Annotated in this window: 11 protein-coding genes and 1 pseudogene; all 12 read left to right on the forward strand. The window is 48.7% G+C overall.

What is annotated here, in order from left to right; translation table 11 throughout:
* Positions 1-423 precede the first annotated feature (423 nt).
* A complete protein-coding gene (locus tag ALO_RS16015) occupies positions 424-1,665 on the forward strand; it encodes a WYL domain-containing protein (protein WP_004097906.1) in 1,242 nt (413 codons plus the stop codon).
* Positions 1,655-2,584 carry a WYL domain-containing protein gene (locus ALO_RS16020; RefSeq protein WP_004097908.1) on the forward strand — a complete coding sequence of 310 codons (930 nt, stop codon included), beginning with the start codon at positions 1,655-1,657 and terminating at the stop codon, positions 2,582-2,584. The genes ALO_RS16015 and ALO_RS16020 overlap by 11 nt, the downstream gene beginning before the upstream one ends.
* A 498-nt stretch (positions 2,585-3,082) precedes the next feature.
* The gene (locus ALO_RS16025; protein ID WP_004097912.1) at positions 3,083-4,183 is read left to right on the forward strand and encodes a slipin family protein; all 1,101 of its coding nucleotides are present in this window, start codon (positions 3,083-3,085) and stop codon (positions 4,181-4,183) included.
* Between the two features lie 5 nt (positions 4,184-4,188).
* On the forward strand, positions 4,189-5,409 hold the full coding sequence (locus ALO_RS16030; protein WP_004097914.1) for an RtcB family protein: 1,221 nt from the start codon (positions 4,189-4,191) through the stop codon (positions 5,407-5,409).
* A gap of 424 nt (positions 5,410-5,833) precedes the next feature.
* Positions 5,834-7,306 carry a DUF3375 domain-containing protein gene (locus tag ALO_RS16035; RefSeq protein WP_004097916.1) on the forward strand — a complete coding sequence of 491 codons (1,473 nt, stop codon included), beginning with the start codon at positions 5,834-5,836 and terminating at the stop codon, positions 7,304-7,306.
* Positions 7,307-7,330: 24 nt separating this feature from the next.
* Complete coding sequence (locus ALO_RS16040; protein WP_004097917.1) at positions 7,331-7,936, forward strand: DUF4194 domain-containing protein; 606 nt, start codon at positions 7,331-7,333, stop codon at positions 7,934-7,936.
* Complete coding sequence (locus tag ALO_RS16045) at positions 7,933-11,334, forward strand: ATP-binding protein (RefSeq protein WP_004097922.1); 3,402 nt, start codon at positions 7,933-7,935, stop codon at positions 11,332-11,334. The genes ALO_RS16040 and ALO_RS16045 overlap by 4 nt, the downstream gene beginning before the upstream one ends.
* Positions 11,315-12,493, forward strand: a complete 1,179-nt coding sequence (locus ALO_RS16050) for a DUF3322 domain-containing protein (RefSeq protein WP_004097924.1) — start codon at positions 11,315-11,317, stop codon at positions 12,491-12,493. The genes ALO_RS16045 and ALO_RS16050 overlap by 20 nt, the downstream gene beginning before the upstream one ends.
* Before the next feature lie 218 nt (positions 12,494-12,711).
* Positions 12,712-13,278, forward strand: a complete 567-nt coding sequence (locus tag ALO_RS16055; protein ID WP_004097926.1) for a Fic family protein — start codon at positions 12,712-12,714, stop codon at positions 13,276-13,278.
* Positions 13,279-13,568: 290 nt separating this feature from the next.
* Positions 13,569-13,787 (forward strand): hypothetical protein, encoded by a 219-nt coding sequence (locus ALO_RS16065; protein ID WP_004097930.1) that lies wholly within the window; start codon positions 13,569-13,571, stop codon positions 13,785-13,787.
* 34 nt (positions 13,788-13,821) lie between these two features.
* The gene (locus tag ALO_RS16070) at positions 13,822-14,361 is read left to right on the forward strand and encodes a ClbS/DfsB family four-helix bundle protein (RefSeq protein WP_004097933.1); all 540 of its coding nucleotides are present in this window, start codon (positions 13,822-13,824) and stop codon (positions 14,359-14,361) included.
* Positions 14,361-14,738 (forward strand): annotated as a pseudogene (locus ALO_RS23965) (SPL family radical SAM protein); the annotation flags it as partial. The gene ALO_RS16070 and the pseudogene ALO_RS23965, both read left to right, overlap by 1 nt.
* Positions 14,739-14,800 lie beyond the last annotated feature (62 nt).

The following is a 14,800-nucleotide window of genomic DNA, read 5'->3' on the forward strand; positions in this document are numbered from 1 at the left end:
CTCCCAATAGTATTTAAAATACTTTTCTCTGTAGTCCGCATATATTTGCAAGTCTTCGATTGGGTGTCTATTGGACGATATCGCTCCTGTCAGAGTTACTTGCAAGTCGTCGAGTAGTTTAAAGGCCTTCTTTCGAAAAATTAACTTACTATCAGCCCAACCACTTATCTATTCATTCATTTTGCCGGAAGCATACTCACAACAGAAAATCCTGTCAAATTTTCAATGTTCTTTGACAAATTTGGCAGGATTTCTATGTTTAGATTGAAAATATATAAAAACATTGTCCGAAAGAGGCGGGATGAACAGCAGTGGAATTCGAGCCGAAATCACCCCGGTCTCTGATCTTCGGGAAAGGGATGAGTCAAGGCTGGATGGATAACCTCTGCACGGAACGGCGAGGACGATTAGGTGGTGAAATAAATGGCATACAGCGAGCTCATCAAGGACGTTTCACGCATAAGGAATTATATGCGTGAGTTTTTTGTGTACGGTTTCAAGAGCCGTGACGAAGTTGGCGCAAAGAGCGCCCGCAGCTACGACAATGAAAAACGCCGTATTGAAAGCTGGCTCGCCGACTATATGTCATTCCGACAGGACGCGAACGGGAAGGCGGTCTTCCTCTCCGTCGACAGCCGGCACATACCGCACAATCCCTTATACAAAGCGTGGAAAGCCGCAAGCTTTACCAAGAACGACATCAGCCTGCATTTTATCTTGCTCGACATATTGGCCGACGGCAATCCGCGCAGTCTCTCCGAACTGCTTGACACCATCGAAGATGATTATCTGTCCTCGTTTACCTATACGGAACCGTTAGATGAATCAACCCTAAGAAAGAAGCTAAAGGAATATACGGAAAAAGGCTTGCTTACTACTGTAAAGCGCGGCAAGCAGTACCTGTATTCATTGTCCGCGGACTCCGTTGATTTAGAAACGTGGCGAGAGGCTGTAACCTTCTTTTCCGAGGGCAGCCCGCTCGGCGTGGTCGGAAGTTTCCTGCTCGACAAGTACGAAGAGCAAAAGCCGGATGTGTTTTCGTTCAAGCATAGGTACCTTCTGTTCGCTCTGGATAACGGATCCCTTTTGGATTTGTTGACCGCTGTCCATTTACGCCAAAAAGTTGAACTCGAACTCGCCGGAGGTAAAAACGGTGGCGCAAGGCAAGCCGTTACTGTTCCGCTGAAGATCTACATCAGCACTCAGGGCGGCAGGCAATACCTGGCGGCTTACAGCCTTTGGAGAAAGAAAATAACCTTCTTTCGGTTGGACACCATTGTTAAGGTTAAGCCTATGGAGGTCGAGCCGGAGTACGATTCGTACAAATCCCTCCTGCAAAACGAACAGCCTCATATATGGGGCGTGTCCTGCGGTCAGTACAGGCTTGAACATATCGAGCTGACGCTGAAGGTTGACCCGAAAGATATACATATTGTCCATAGACTGGAGCGGGAAAAGCGGTGCGGTTCCGTAACAGAAACCTCTGACAACGAGTGGCGGTTCACAGCCGATGTGTACGATGCCTGGGAACTGATGCCCTGGCTTCGAACCTTCATCGGGCGTATTTCATCTTTGACTTGCTCCAACAAGAAGGTAGAAAAACAGTTCTGGTCGGACTTCTCTGTGCTTACCAAGATGTACGGAGGTGACGACGATGCTGTTTAGCGAGGTATACTCCGCTTACTTCAATGCAGTTGCCGCCATCATCACGGAAGCATTGGAAAGTGAACTTACTGTAAAGCGAATGGACGAGATTATCCGCGAACGTGCTTTTTCCGCGAGCATGCTGACTATTTTACCCGCTCTTAAAAACTCTGAATGGACTATATTGGATAAGAACCTGCGAACTCCCATTAAGCGCAAACCCAAGATGCCGCTGACCATTTTGCAGAAGCGGTGGCTGAAAGCCATATCGCAAGACCTTCGCATCGCGCTCTTTGACGTTTCTTTACCGGGTCTTGAGGACATAGAACCTCTGTTTACGCCGGACGACTTTGTATTCTTTGACCGTTATTCGGATTGTGACCCTTTTTCGGATACAGATTACATCACCCGCTTCAAGATGATTCTAACGGCTTTGCGGGAAAAGCGGCGGCTACGTATAGAGTACCGCAACCGCCATAACCGTCTGATGCAAGGCAGGTTTATTCCATATAGGCTGGAGTATTCCTCAAAGGACGACAAGTTCAGGCTCGAAACGACGGGCGGGCGCTATGCGGCGTATATTAACCTTAAGCGCATCGAAAGCTGTGAATTGCTTGAGGCGTACGATGCGAACAGCATCATCCCTCCGGTACGAAGAGATGCCTCAGTCAGATTCCTGCTAAAAAATGAACGCAACGCTCTTGACCGCGTAATGCTCCACTTTTCGGACTGCCGCAAAGAAACGATGCGTTTGGATAATGGTCTGTATGAGGTTCAGCTTTGGTACGAGGCGCAGGATGAAACCGAAATACTGATCCGCATCCTTTCATTCGGTCCCATGCTTAAGGTGACCGCCCCGGACAGCTTCATCTCGCTGATGAAAAACCGAATCTCTATGCAGCAGACATTCTCAAAGCAAGTTGCGGACTCGTCAAAATGAGTTCGCAACTTTTTTTCCACGATTTTCATTTGTTCGATGAGTATAATGACAATGCAAGGTCGCTTTTGCGTGGATGTCAAGGACTAAGCCGCACGAAGCCGTGAAATACCGCGGTGAAATGCAAATTTGAAGTCCTGCGGTGCCGAAAGCTGTGCTTTAACGGCATGCCGAGCGAATGCTTGCCCCTTTACCCCTTTACGCGGGTTCGAATCCCGCCTGACCTTTGCAGTCAGCCAGTGGTTTGGAAGAGACTCTATGATACGAGTGAAAACTCGCATCACGAATTCGTGTGTCGCGGCTTGCCCGCAAAGCCGTACCCCTAATTGGGGTGGGGACGCAGTACCGCTTTTGCCCTGCCGGACAGAGGATACCGCATAGGCACGGCAATCGCCAGAGCCAACGCTCCCGTGTTTGCCGGTGAGATGCTTAATTTATCCGCCGCAGAAGTTGGTATGGGCAATCCGCAATAACACACAACAAAGAAGGAGCGGAATCGCTATGAAAACAATCATCATCAATGAAAACCAGAGAGGTCTGCTTTTTAAGAACGGCAAATTTGCCGCATACCTGAAACCCGGAAAGCACGTCAAGTTCGGGTGCAGCTTCAGCGTGGAAGTCTTACATACCGGTTCTGAGTTCAAAGTCCCGGGATACAACCTTGAGATCTTCCTGAAAAATGCGGAACTGGCAGGCGAGGTCGACGTTGTTGACGTAGCCGACGAGACGCTTGCATTGCATTTTGTGAACGGCAAATACGCGGGGACGCTGACTAGCGGCAAATACGCCTTTTTTAAAATTCACGACAAGCACGAATTCAGGCCTGTGGATATTACAACGCCGGAAGTGTCCGACGCTGTTCCCCAATATCTGTTTGCTTCCATTCCCAAGTATTTGTTCACCAAGGTTGAAGTTGCTGATTATCAGAAGGCGCGGCTTTGCTATGACGGCAAGTTTGTCAGACTGCTGGAGCAGGGTACGTATTACTTCTGGAATAACGGCACCAAGGTGACCGCCGGGCTTGCGGATACGCGCTTACTGCAGATGGACATCACAGGGCAGGAAATGATGACCCTTGATAAGGTTGCTCTTCGCATTAATTTCGTGTGCAGCTATAAAATCACGGACTATGTGAAGATCCACACGGAAATCGATGACTACGAAAGGCAGATACACATCCTGCTTCAGCTTGCACTGCGTGAGTATGTGGGCAGATATCGCCTTGACGAGATTCTCGAAAATAAGGAGCAGATGTCCTCAGCCATGCTGGCCCGTCTGAAAGAGAAGGAAGCCGGATACTTCGTGACCTTTTCCGATGCGGGAGTCAAGGACATTATCCTGCCGGGTGAAATCCGCAATATTATGAACACCGTCCTTATTGCGGAGAAGAAGGCGCAGGCGAACGTGATAACGAGACGCGAGGAAGTCGCGTCCACAAGAAGCCTGCTGAACACCGCCAAGTTGATGGACGAAAACCAGACGCTTTACAAGCTGAAAGAGCTTGAGTATCTGGAAAAAATCTGCGACAATGTCGGGAGCATATCGGTCACCGGCGGCACTGACCTCCTGTCGCAGTTGACAAAAATACTGAAAGGTGCGTAATCGAAATGGTTAAGATAGAAGGATTACACAATACCGCTGTCTGTTACACCCCACAATTAGAGGAGCGGGCGGCGGAGCAAATCAAAACAGTCTGCGACCAAGAAGTGTTCGCAGACTGCAAAATCCGCATAATGCCTGACGTTCACGCCGGCAAAGGTTGTACTGTCGGAACGACGATGACCATTACTGATAAGATTGTACCCGGCATGGTCGGTGTGGACATCGGCTGCGGCATCGAAACAATGCGTATCGATACTGCAGCGCTTGACTTCGCCCGCCTTGACGAGGTGATACATAAATGCATTCCAGCGGGCTTTGACGTTCGGAAAATCCCACACAAATATGCCGATGAGATTGATTTATCCGAACTCCGCTGTGCGAAGCACGTTAACCTCGACAGGGCTTACAAGAGCGTCGGAACTCTCGGCGGCGGGAATCACTTTATTGAGGTTGACCGAGCCGGGAGCGGCGAGTGGTACATTGTTGTTCACTCCGGCAGCCGGCATTTGGGCTGTGAGGTCGCGGAATACTACCAGAGCGAAGGTTACAACGCCTTGGGCGGTCACGTGCAGTTTCAACTTGAGCAGGTAATCGTACAGTTAAAAGCCGAAGGCAGGGAAAAGGAAATCCAAAGCACAATCAGGGCTTTGAAAGAACGGACGGCGATACCCGTGCCGAAAGACCTCGCCTACGTGGAAGGCAGTCTGTTCGACGATTACATGCATGACATGAAGATTATGCAACGGTTCGCCGTTCTGAACCGCAAAGCGATGGTCGACACGATCCTTGTGGGTATGCGCCTGTCCGCTGCGGAAGAATTCACGACCATTCACAACTACATAGATACTGATGCGATGGTTCTCCGCAAAGGCTCAGTGTCCGCAAAGGACGGCGAGAAGCTGCTCATACCAATCAATATGCGTGACGGCAGCTTAATCTGTGTTGGCAAGGGAAACCCTGAATGGAACTGCTCCGCTCCCCACGGCGCGGGTCGCCTTATGAGCCGGAGCAAGGCCTTTCAGGAATTGACGATGGAACAGTACCAGGCAGAAATGAGCGGAATCTACTCCACCTGCGTTCTGCCGGAAACGCTGGACGAATCGCCGATGGCGTATAAATCGATTGACGAAATTATCGCTCAGATTGAGCCGACCGCTGAAATAATAGCGAGAATTAAGCCCTTCTACAATTTCAAGGCGGCTGAGCAAAAACGGAGGCGTCGGTGAATATGGAAAAGTTCATACCGTTCGAGAAGCTGTCGAAAAAGAAACAGCGAGAACATAATGCCCGAGAGCGGCGCGACTGGGGGTGTAATGAATCCGGTCACCCGTGTGACTCCCGATCCCAAGGCATATGGCAGAAGCAAGGCAAAGGCTATCCGTAGAAATGATGGGGATAGCCTTTGCTTATATTTCAGCTTAAGCCGAAATGAAGGACAGGGATGCTGCGGCGTACCGGTCAAGCTGTAGGCACAGTCAAGTCGATAGCCATTTTGAGTGGTGATTCTTTCAAGTCTTCCTGGTAAAAATGTTACAATTTGTAAAGGGATATAATGCAATCTGTCGAAATATATATAAAATTGACTTTACGCAATCGTAGGTGCACTGACCTCAATATGGTTAGAATTTGTTAGTGATTTGAGGTAGTAAGATGGTACAGCAAAAAAATGAATTCTCGGAGCATATGTCCTTTGAATTCCTGGAATTATTGCGTAAGAAAAATCCGGCATGGCGATTATTGGCTTCGCCGCAGGCGCCTCTTGTTGCAGCTTTTCTTTATAAAGAATTCATTGCGGAAAACAAGCGATTGGTTGCTGAACAGGAGTTGATCAGCCGCTTGGAAGGTTTTATCGACCGGCTAAGCCAGGGGCAAAATGAGCGCCTTTTTCCTAGAACAGGACGGGAATACCTGGATGACTGGGCCGGTGATGAGCACGGTTGGCTGCGAAAGTTCTATCCTCCGGGGCAGGATGAACCCTATTTTGATGTAACCTCTCTGGCTCAGAAGGCCATTGAATGGCTCTTGAGTTTAAGACAGCAAACCTTTATTGGTACAGAGTCGCGGTTAATCACAGTATTTGAGCTTTTGCACCAGATTGTGGAGCGTTCTGAAACGGATCCCAAGCTGCGTTTGGCGGAACTGGAACGGCGAAAGGCGGAAATCGAACAGGAAATCATCCGAGTGCAAAACGGACAAGTAGCACTGTTAGATGAAACGCAAATCAAGGAACGCTTCTGGCAGGCGATGACAATAGCCCGAGAGATTCTGGCTGACTTTCGGGCTGTGGAACAGAATTTTCGGGACCTGGACCGGGGCATGCGGGAACGGATTGCCACATGGGACCGGGGAAAAGGGGAGTTATTGGAAACCGTCTTTAGTGAACAGGATGGGATTGGGCAGTCGGAACAAGGGAAAAGTTTCGCTGCCTTCTGGAAATTTCTCATGTCCTCTTCCTATCAGGAGGATTTTCAGGATACTCTTGATAGGGCATTGCAGCTGAAAGCGGTGCACGAAATGAGTACGAGCCGGAATCTCCGGCATATTCACCATGACTGGGTGAACGCCGGCGCCCATGTTCAAGAGACGGTAGCCGTATTATCCCAGCAGTTGAGACGATATGTGGACGAGAATTTTTTGGAAGAAGAACGCCGGATCAACCAGATCATACGGGAAATCGAAGGAAAAGCTGTGGCCGTCCGCAATGACCCGCCGCAAGAATGGGAAATGAAAATTGACGAGGTAGCTCCGGAAATTTCATTCCCTTTGGACAGGCCTCTGTTTACGCCTCCCCAACGACCGGAAATTAAAGACGACGTAATCGGTGCCGGTGTGGAGGATGTGTCGGCGGAAGCGCTTTTTTCCCAGGTTTATGTGGATAAGGAAAAGTTAAAGGACCAGATTGGCTATCTGCTGCAGGCCCAGGACAGAATTACGCTGTCCCGGATCATTGAGCATTACCCGTTGGAATTGGGTTTAAGCGAGCTTGTAACTTATCTGGTCATTGCCAGCGAAAGTCCGCAGGCAGCCTTCTATCCGGAGGATGTGGAGGAAGTATCCTGGACCGATGAAACAGGAAAGAAAAAAGTGGCTAAGATGGCCAAAATTATTTTTCAGCGGACTTAGGACTGGTTTAGGGAGGTCAAAGGTATGAATGTTTTGGATGATTTGGCATTTTCGAGGACTCTGGTGGCTCTCTTTAAAAACGTTATCTTTAAAGAAACAGACCCGGAAACTTGGGAAGTGATCTTGGCCCAGAAATATAAAATTGAGGATTATGTAAGCAAAGTCGGCCTCATCCTAATTGTTGACGAGATGGATGGTTATGGGTATCTGAAACAGCGCCTTTACGGGGAAGGAGAGGAGGAGATTCCCCGTCTGGTGTCCCGTCATGCATTGAGTTATCCGGTCAGCCTCCTGCTTGTCCTGCTCCGAAAACAATTACTGGAGTTTGATTCAACTACAGGAGACCAGCGGCTCATCGTAACCAGGCAGCAGATTGCCGAACGGATGCAGTTGTTCCTGAAAGATACAACCAATGAAGCCAAAATGGTAGCGAATATTGACAACCATATTAAAAAGATTGAAGACATGGGTTTCTTGCGCCGTTTGCGGGGCAGCGAAGATAGTTTCGAAGTACAGCGCGTCCTTCGCAGTTTTGTCAATGCGGAATGGCTTCGTGATGTTAACGAACTGCTGGATAAGTATCGGGTTTATGCCGGCGGAGAGACAGGAGAAGGGGAGAGTCAGGAATGAGTTTGTTGAACTTGAAGCAGGAATATCCTGGGCTGCTCTTTGGCGCGACACCAGGTTTCCGGCTAGCCAAGCTGGAAGTGTTGAATTGGGGCACCTTTGACGGACAGGTCTGGACGTTTTCCCCCGGAGGGGAAACATCACTTTTGACTGGCGATGTGGGTTCGGGTAAATCTACTCTGGTCGATGCGCTGACAACCCTTCTGGTCGCGCCGCGAAAAGTAGCCTATAACAAAGCGGCTGATTCCAGTGCCAAGGAGCGTTCAATCACGTCTTATGTCCGTGGTTACTTTGGTCAGAAGAAAAGCGCCGAAGGGACCGGCCAACCGGATTCTTTGAGGGATATGCAGCATTATTCCGTCTTGCTGGCGACCTTTCAGGACTCGGGTTTGTCCCAGTCTGTCACCTTAGCGCAGTTTTTTTGGTATCAGGATGCGCAGAAGCCACCGGCTCGTTTTTATGTTGTGGCTGATAAAGAAATGTGGATTACACAGGATTTTTCCAAGTTTGACAAGGATGTCCGCGAATTGAAAAAGCGTTTGAAAAATAGCGGTGTCCGGGTATTTGAGGATTATACCCGCTATGCGGAAGTTTTCCGCAGAAAATTTGGGATTGAACAGGAACAGGCCTTGGATTTATTTCAGCAGACTATTTCCATGAAAAAGGTGGAAGCCCTTACCGAGTTTGTACGGGCTAATATGCTGCAGGTTCCTAATACAGAAGAGGAAGTCGAGAAACTAAAAAATCATTTCCAAGATTTGAATAGTGCTCATGAGGCTGTTCTGAAGGCTAAGAGACAGATTGAACTGCTTCATCCCATTGCAGACCAGGGCAAACGCTGCGAACAGATGGATAACAGACAAAATCTGATGGAAAAGTCGCTCCGCGCCCTGAGTCCTTGGTTCGCGGAACAAACAGCGGCTTTGTTGACTGATGAAATCGCCAGGATTGAACAAGATCTGATTTTGGCTGCAGGGGCGCGGGAACAGGCGGAAATCAAACAACGAGAAATCGAAGAAAGTATCAAAAAGACCGAGCGAGATATTTACGCTAATGGCGGTGGGGCGTTGGAAGCATTAAAAGCTGAAATTGAGAACCTGCGCCAAATCCTTGATCACATTCGCAAAAACTGGGCAAACTATGCGAATTGTGCCGGAAAATTAAAATTATCCATGCCAAAAACAGTGGACGATTTCATTAGCAACCGGTCAAAATTGCCGGAAATCAAGTCTAACGAAGAAACATTACAAGGTCGTTTGAATGCAGACCTTCAGGCGGCTGCCGGGGAAACGGCCAGAGCGGAGAAAGAAACGCAGACAGTGGCTGAAGAACTGGAGTCTCTCCGTTCACGGAGAACAAGCATCCCCCGTGAATACATTGAGAAACGAAAACAACTCTGCCGAGATTTGAAGCTTGAGGAAACGGAACTCCCCTTTGCCGGCGAATTATTGGAAGTCAGGGAAGAAGAAGCCGGTTGGGAAGGCGCGATTGAAAGACTCCTGCATAATTTTGGCCTCTCGATGCTTGTGCCCGAAAAGCACTATCCGGCTGTCATGAGATGGGTGGACCAGACGATGCTGGGAATAAGACTGGTCTATTACCGGGTATCCGAAACGTCACAGCCTGTTTCCGGTCAGCCGCATCCTGCGGCCGTATCGGAAAAGCTGAACATTAAGCCGAATACCTCCTTTGGCATTTGGCTGACCAGGGAACTCCGCCAGCGTTTCTCCCATGTTTGCTGCGAAGGCAGGGAGCAATTCAGCCGCGAATCGCTGGCCATTACCCAGGCCGGACAGATTAAGTCAAAAGGCAACCGGCATGAAAAAGACGATCGATACGCAATTGATGACCGCCGCCGTTACATCCTGGGATTTTCCAATCAGAAAAAAATTGAGGTCTTAGAGGCAAATGAGCAGGAACTCAAAGCAGAGATCCGATTCTACCGGGACGAAATCGACAATATTCGCAAGCAGCAAAAGGAAAGCCAGGAGCGGTTAAACGCTGCCGTCACTATGGAAGGAATCACCGGTTTTGCCGACATTGATACCCGTTCCAAGGAAAAAGAAATCGATGAAAAAGAAGAGCGAAGAAAGAGAATAGAACAAGGAAGCGATGTGCTGCAAGAACTGCAGCACCGGTTGACTGAACTGGAGGAAATGAAGAAAACTCAGGAAGATGTTTTAAAAAAGGCTGGCAAAAAGGAGACAACGCTTGAAAACAGGCTGGGAAGCCTTACTCAAGATAAGGAGCGGGCGGATGCAACCGCTGCGGAAACTGCGCCGGCAATGAAGGAAGAGGAATATCCCTTTTTAGAAAAAAACAAAGGCACGGCTTTGCAAAATAAGAAAGTAACCCTGGAAAGCAGAATCGCGCTGGAACGGGATTACCGGGACTGGCTTGAGAAAGAACGCGGCATATTGGCAAGGGAGATTAGTCAGCTAAGAGGAAAAATTATCAAGGCCATGTCCGAATACAACAATCAGTACGCCGAAGAAACAAGAGAAGTGGATCCAAGTATGGAAAGCCTTCCGGAATATAACCGCATGCTGGCGCAACTGGAAAGCGACGGATTGCCCCGGTTTGAAAAGCGGTTTAAGCAATTATTGCATGAAAACACGATCAATCAGATTGCCTTATTCCAGGCCAAATTAAAGCAGGAACAAGATACTATTAAAAGTCGGATTGAACAAATCAACGGCTCTTTGAGCGCCATTGACTATGACGAAGGCCGCTATATCCGTCTGGAACATGACGAAACCTATGACAGCGATATCAAGGCTTTCCGGGTACAGCTGAAAGCCTGTACGGAAGGGGCCTTGACCGGATCCAGCGATGATCAATACGCGGAGACGAAGTTCCTGCAGGTGAAAGCTATCATTGAACGTTTCCGGGGCAGGCCCGGCGAGACGGAAAGCGATGCGCGCTGGACTAAAAAGGTGATTGACGTACGCAACTGGTTTTTATTCGCCGCTTCGGAACGGTGGCGCGAAACTGATGAGGAATATGAGCATTATACGGATTCGGGCGGAAAATCAGGCGGTCAGAAAGAAAAATTGGCTTATACGATTCTCGCGGCTAGTCTGGTCTACCATTTCGGCTTGGAGGGACAGGATTCCCGGCCGCAATCCTTCCGTTTTGTCGTCATCGACGAGGCTTTTCTGAAGAGCTCGGACGAGTCGGCGCGGTTTGGGCTGGAACTGTTTAAAAAGCTGGATCTACAGCTGCTGATTGTCACGCCGTTGCTTAAGATCCCCACCATTGCTCACTTCATTGCTCATGTAGGCTTTGTGCATCATGATGATATCAGACATCGGTCCATGCTGCGAAATATCTCCATTGAAGAATACGAGCAGGAACGGAAGGCCCGGGAGGTAGCGCGCTATGTCCACCGGGTGGTCTGATCCGCAATGGATCCGGGAAGAACTGAGAAAGAAATGGGATTCTGGCAAGATTCTGCAGGCGCTGCTCATAGAGGAGGATTTATTTCCTCTCCGTTTACCGCTGAAAAGACCGAAAAGCAACGATGTGAACGAAAACTTTGCTGAAATTTCCCGTTGGATTAGACAGCTTAGGGATCATAGCAAGCAGAATACGGGTTTTGGCTATGAACTGATCGAGAAGGAAATGGTGCATCGCCAGTCCGGTCGCAATCTTCTGCCGACCCATGCCGTTGTTCCGACAGTGCGGGATGCCCTGCGCCTGATGAAAAAAGAGCGGGAAGCGGACAGATTCCTGGAGATTCTCGGGAGATTGTCGGCGGAATGGCCCGCATTACTGGAATGGGCCGGTAGACACCCTCATAAGGTACTGGCTGTCGGCGACGACTGGACAGGCATATTGGCTGTCTTGAAATGGTTTTCACTGAATCCCAATTGCCAATTATATATGCGGCAATTGGATATTCCCGGCATTGACACCAAGTTTATTGAACAGCGAAAGGGAATTTTAACGGAACTACTGAATATCGTTTTGCCGGAAGAGACAATTAACCACAGCGCCACTTCTTTTGAGCAACGATTCGGATTGCGGGTCAAGCCGGTCCAGATAAGAATGCGATTGCTGGATCAGGCGCAATATATTCAGGGTCTTTCTGATCTGACAATTCCGGTGGAGCAGCTGATACTGCTAAAACCTGATGTAACCCGGGTCTTTATTACCGAGAATGAAATCAACGGACTATGCTTTCCGGACGCCGGAAGCAGTCTGGTGATCTTCGGACTGGGATACAGTGTGGATGTATTGAAGGCTGTTACCTGGTTACAGGAGAAAGAAATCTATTATTGGGGCGATATTGATACCCACGGATTGGCCATTTTGGACCAAGTCCGAAGTTTCCTGCCGCAGACTTGTTCGATGCTCATGGATGAAAACACCCTGCTCAAGTACCGCGATCTCTGGAGCGTGGAAGATAAACCTTTTTTGGGGAAAGTCACTCGGTTAACCTCGGATGAAAATCAGCTACTCTGTTCACTTCAAAACAATAGGTGGGGCAAGGGCGTCCGGTTAGAGCAAGAGCGAGTTTCTTTTCAGCAGGTGAAGCAGTTCCTTTCAACTCTTTAACCTACTTCAGCACAAGAAGTAAAGGAGAATATTCGCCTCCAATTTGAGAATCCAAGGCTGTCCAAAAGTAATGGCAGAGTTGTCCCATTATATGCCATTAAATACCAAAGACAGAGCCTCTGTTCCGGGCCTATGCGTCATCCGGTGCGGCGGCTCTTCTTTTAGCTGCTGTTCATCAGCTATTACCCCCTTGTCACCCGCTATACAGCATGGAAGATTTGTTCGGTTGGGCGAAAGCCTCGGAACTGCACCCCGTGCTGAAAAGCGCGATTCTGCATTATGAAATCGAAACCATCCATCCGTTTTCGGACGGTAACGGTCGTATGGGCCGGTTATGGCAAACGCTCCTGCTCGCCAAATGGAACGCAATTTTCGCGTGGATACCGATGGAATCGGTGCTGTACCAAAATAGGCCGCAGTACTATCAGGCGATTGAAAACGCAAGCAAAGCCAACGATTCCGGCGTGTTCATTGAATTTACGCTTTCCGCGATTTATGAAATCATCGCAGAACAAGCAAAGCACCAAGTTAAGCACGAAGATAAGCACCAAGTCGAACTCTCCGACACGCAGCTTGCCGTGCTGAACGCGCTTAAAAATAAGACTTTATCGCGCAAAGATATATTTGCCGCAATCGGAATGAACGGCGATTCACGCTCGTTCAAGCGGCACATCGAGCCGCTCTTAGACGAGGGCTTAATAGAAATGACCGTACCCGACAAGCCGAACAGCCGAATGCAAAAGTATCGGCTGGCCGAAGCGGGCAAGGAAAGAGTAAAGGAATAAGCCGGAGGCTTAGATATGCTGTCAGACACAATCAAATATGGCAGACATCATCGCTCGATACTCCATTTTTGTGTTCAAATTTTCAATTTAGGGGAATGGTTATTGCTGGTAGAGCAGATTTATCGGACGATGAAGATTGGAGGGGAGAACCGTATCAGAGCTAACGGCAAAAAAATAGTCGAAGTTCCTGCAAAGATTTTGATATTTGCAGGAACTTTTGTATTTATAAGGTAATTTATTTATATAAAACCAGGCGCTACGTGCGCTAAAATAAGTGAAGGTGATCTGAGATGAATCTGGAAGAGAAAATCATTTTATATACAACAGACAGCGGTAATGTGAGCGTTTCGGTACGCTTCGAAAACGGAAACTTCTGGATGATCCAGAAAGCGATTGCGGAGTTATTTGAAACAGACCGCAGTGTCATTACGAAACATCTCTCGAACATCTATGCGAGGAAGAACTGGATAAGGAGTCAACCTGTGCAAAATTTGCACAGGTTCAAATAAAAGCTAATCGTGAGGTTTCGACAGGAGGTAAACTATGCCCAGACCTGCAGCCAAGCCGGACTTGATCAAGGCGGCTAACGAACAATTTGAGAAGATGTGGAAGCTCATCGGCTCTATGACAAACGACGGGCAGAACGCAGCGTTCAATTTCGGCGACGATATCGGCACAGAAGCGCACTGGAAACGCGATAAAAATCTGCGTGACGTGCTTGTCCATCTGTATGAATGGCACCAGTTGCTGCTGGACTGGGTGAACGCCAACCGGAGCGGCAAAGCAAAGTCGTTTTTGCCCGCGCCTTACAACTGGAGAACATACGGTGATATGAACGTGGAGTTTTGGAAGAAACACCAGTCCACACCTTATGAGACATCCAAGGAGATGCTCCGCGAGAGCCACGAGAAAGTCATGGTGTTAATTGACGGCTTCTCCAACGAGGAACTGTTTGAAAAGGGATGCTTGCCTTGGGCTGGAACGTCAACTCTCGGAAGCTACTGCGTTTCCGAAACGTCGAGCCATTACGACTGGGCGATAAAAAAGATTAAGGCGCACATCAAGACATACAAGGCTTCATGATGCACTATACCGATTACAAAACTATCCTCTCCCCACAGAAAGGAATAAACCTGTATCGTGGCTGCTCGCACGGCTGCATCTATTGCGATAGCCGGAGTGCCTGTTATCAGATAAACCACGACTTCGAAGACATCGAGGTGAAGCGCGACGCCCCGCGAATCCTTGAAGCGCAGCTTCGCCGCATAAGGAAACCGTGCATGATTAGCACCGGAGCGATGTGTGACCCATACCTTCCCTTGGAAGATGATTTGCAGATAACGCGGGAATGTCTCGCACTGATTGAAAAATATGGCTTCGGCCTGGCGGTTCTGACGAAATCCGCTCGAATACTGCGGGATTTAGATATTCTGACGGCAATTAACGCAAAGACGAAATCGGAAAGTTTCGAAGCTGTCACACCCCGATGGAGACCTATCAGATAGGCCCAATTTTTTCATTC

Origin of the sequence: Acetonema longum DSM 6540 (genome assembly GCF_000219125.1) — a bacterium.
In the GTDB taxonomy this organism is placed as follows: domain Bacteria; phylum Bacillota; class Negativicutes; order Sporomusales; family Acetonemataceae; genus Acetonema; species Acetonema longum.

Excerpts from the sequence above, each read along its gene's own strand:
- ALO_RS16045 (WP_004097922.1), top strand. The coding sequence starts at position 7,933 with ATGAGTTTGTTGAACTTGAAGCAGGAATATCCTGGGCTGCTCTTTGGC.
- ALO_RS16035 (WP_004097916.1), top strand. The coding sequence starts at position 5,834 with ATGGTACAGCAAAAAAATGAATTCTCGGAGCATATGTCCTTTGAATTC.
- ALO_RS16050 (WP_004097924.1), top strand. The coding sequence starts at position 11,315 with ATGTCCACCGGGTGGTCTGATCCGCAATGGATCCGGGAAGAACTGAGA.
- ALO_RS16030 (WP_004097914.1), top strand. The coding sequence starts at position 4,189 with ATGGTTAAGATAGAAGGATTACACAATACCGCTGTCTGTTACACCCCA.
- ALO_RS16070 (WP_004097933.1), top strand. The coding sequence starts at position 13,822 with ATGCCCAGACCTGCAGCCAAGCCGGACTTGATCAAGGCGGCTAACGAA.
- ALO_RS16065 (WP_004097930.1), top strand. The coding sequence starts at position 13,569 with ATGAATCTGGAAGAGAAAATCATTTTATATACAACAGACAGCGGTAAT.
- ALO_RS16020 (WP_004097908.1), top strand. The coding sequence starts at position 1,655 with ATGCTGTTTAGCGAGGTATACTCCGCTTACTTCAATGCAGTTGCCGCC.
- ALO_RS16025 (WP_004097912.1), top strand. The coding sequence starts at position 3,083 with ATGAAAACAATCATCATCAATGAAAACCAGAGAGGTCTGCTTTTTAAG.
- ALO_RS16040 (WP_004097917.1), top strand. The coding sequence starts at position 7,331 with ATGAATGTTTTGGATGATTTGGCATTTTCGAGGACTCTGGTGGCTCTC.
- ALO_RS16015 (WP_004097906.1), top strand. The coding sequence starts at position 424 with ATGGCATACAGCGAGCTCATCAAGGACGTTTCACGCATAAGGAATTAT.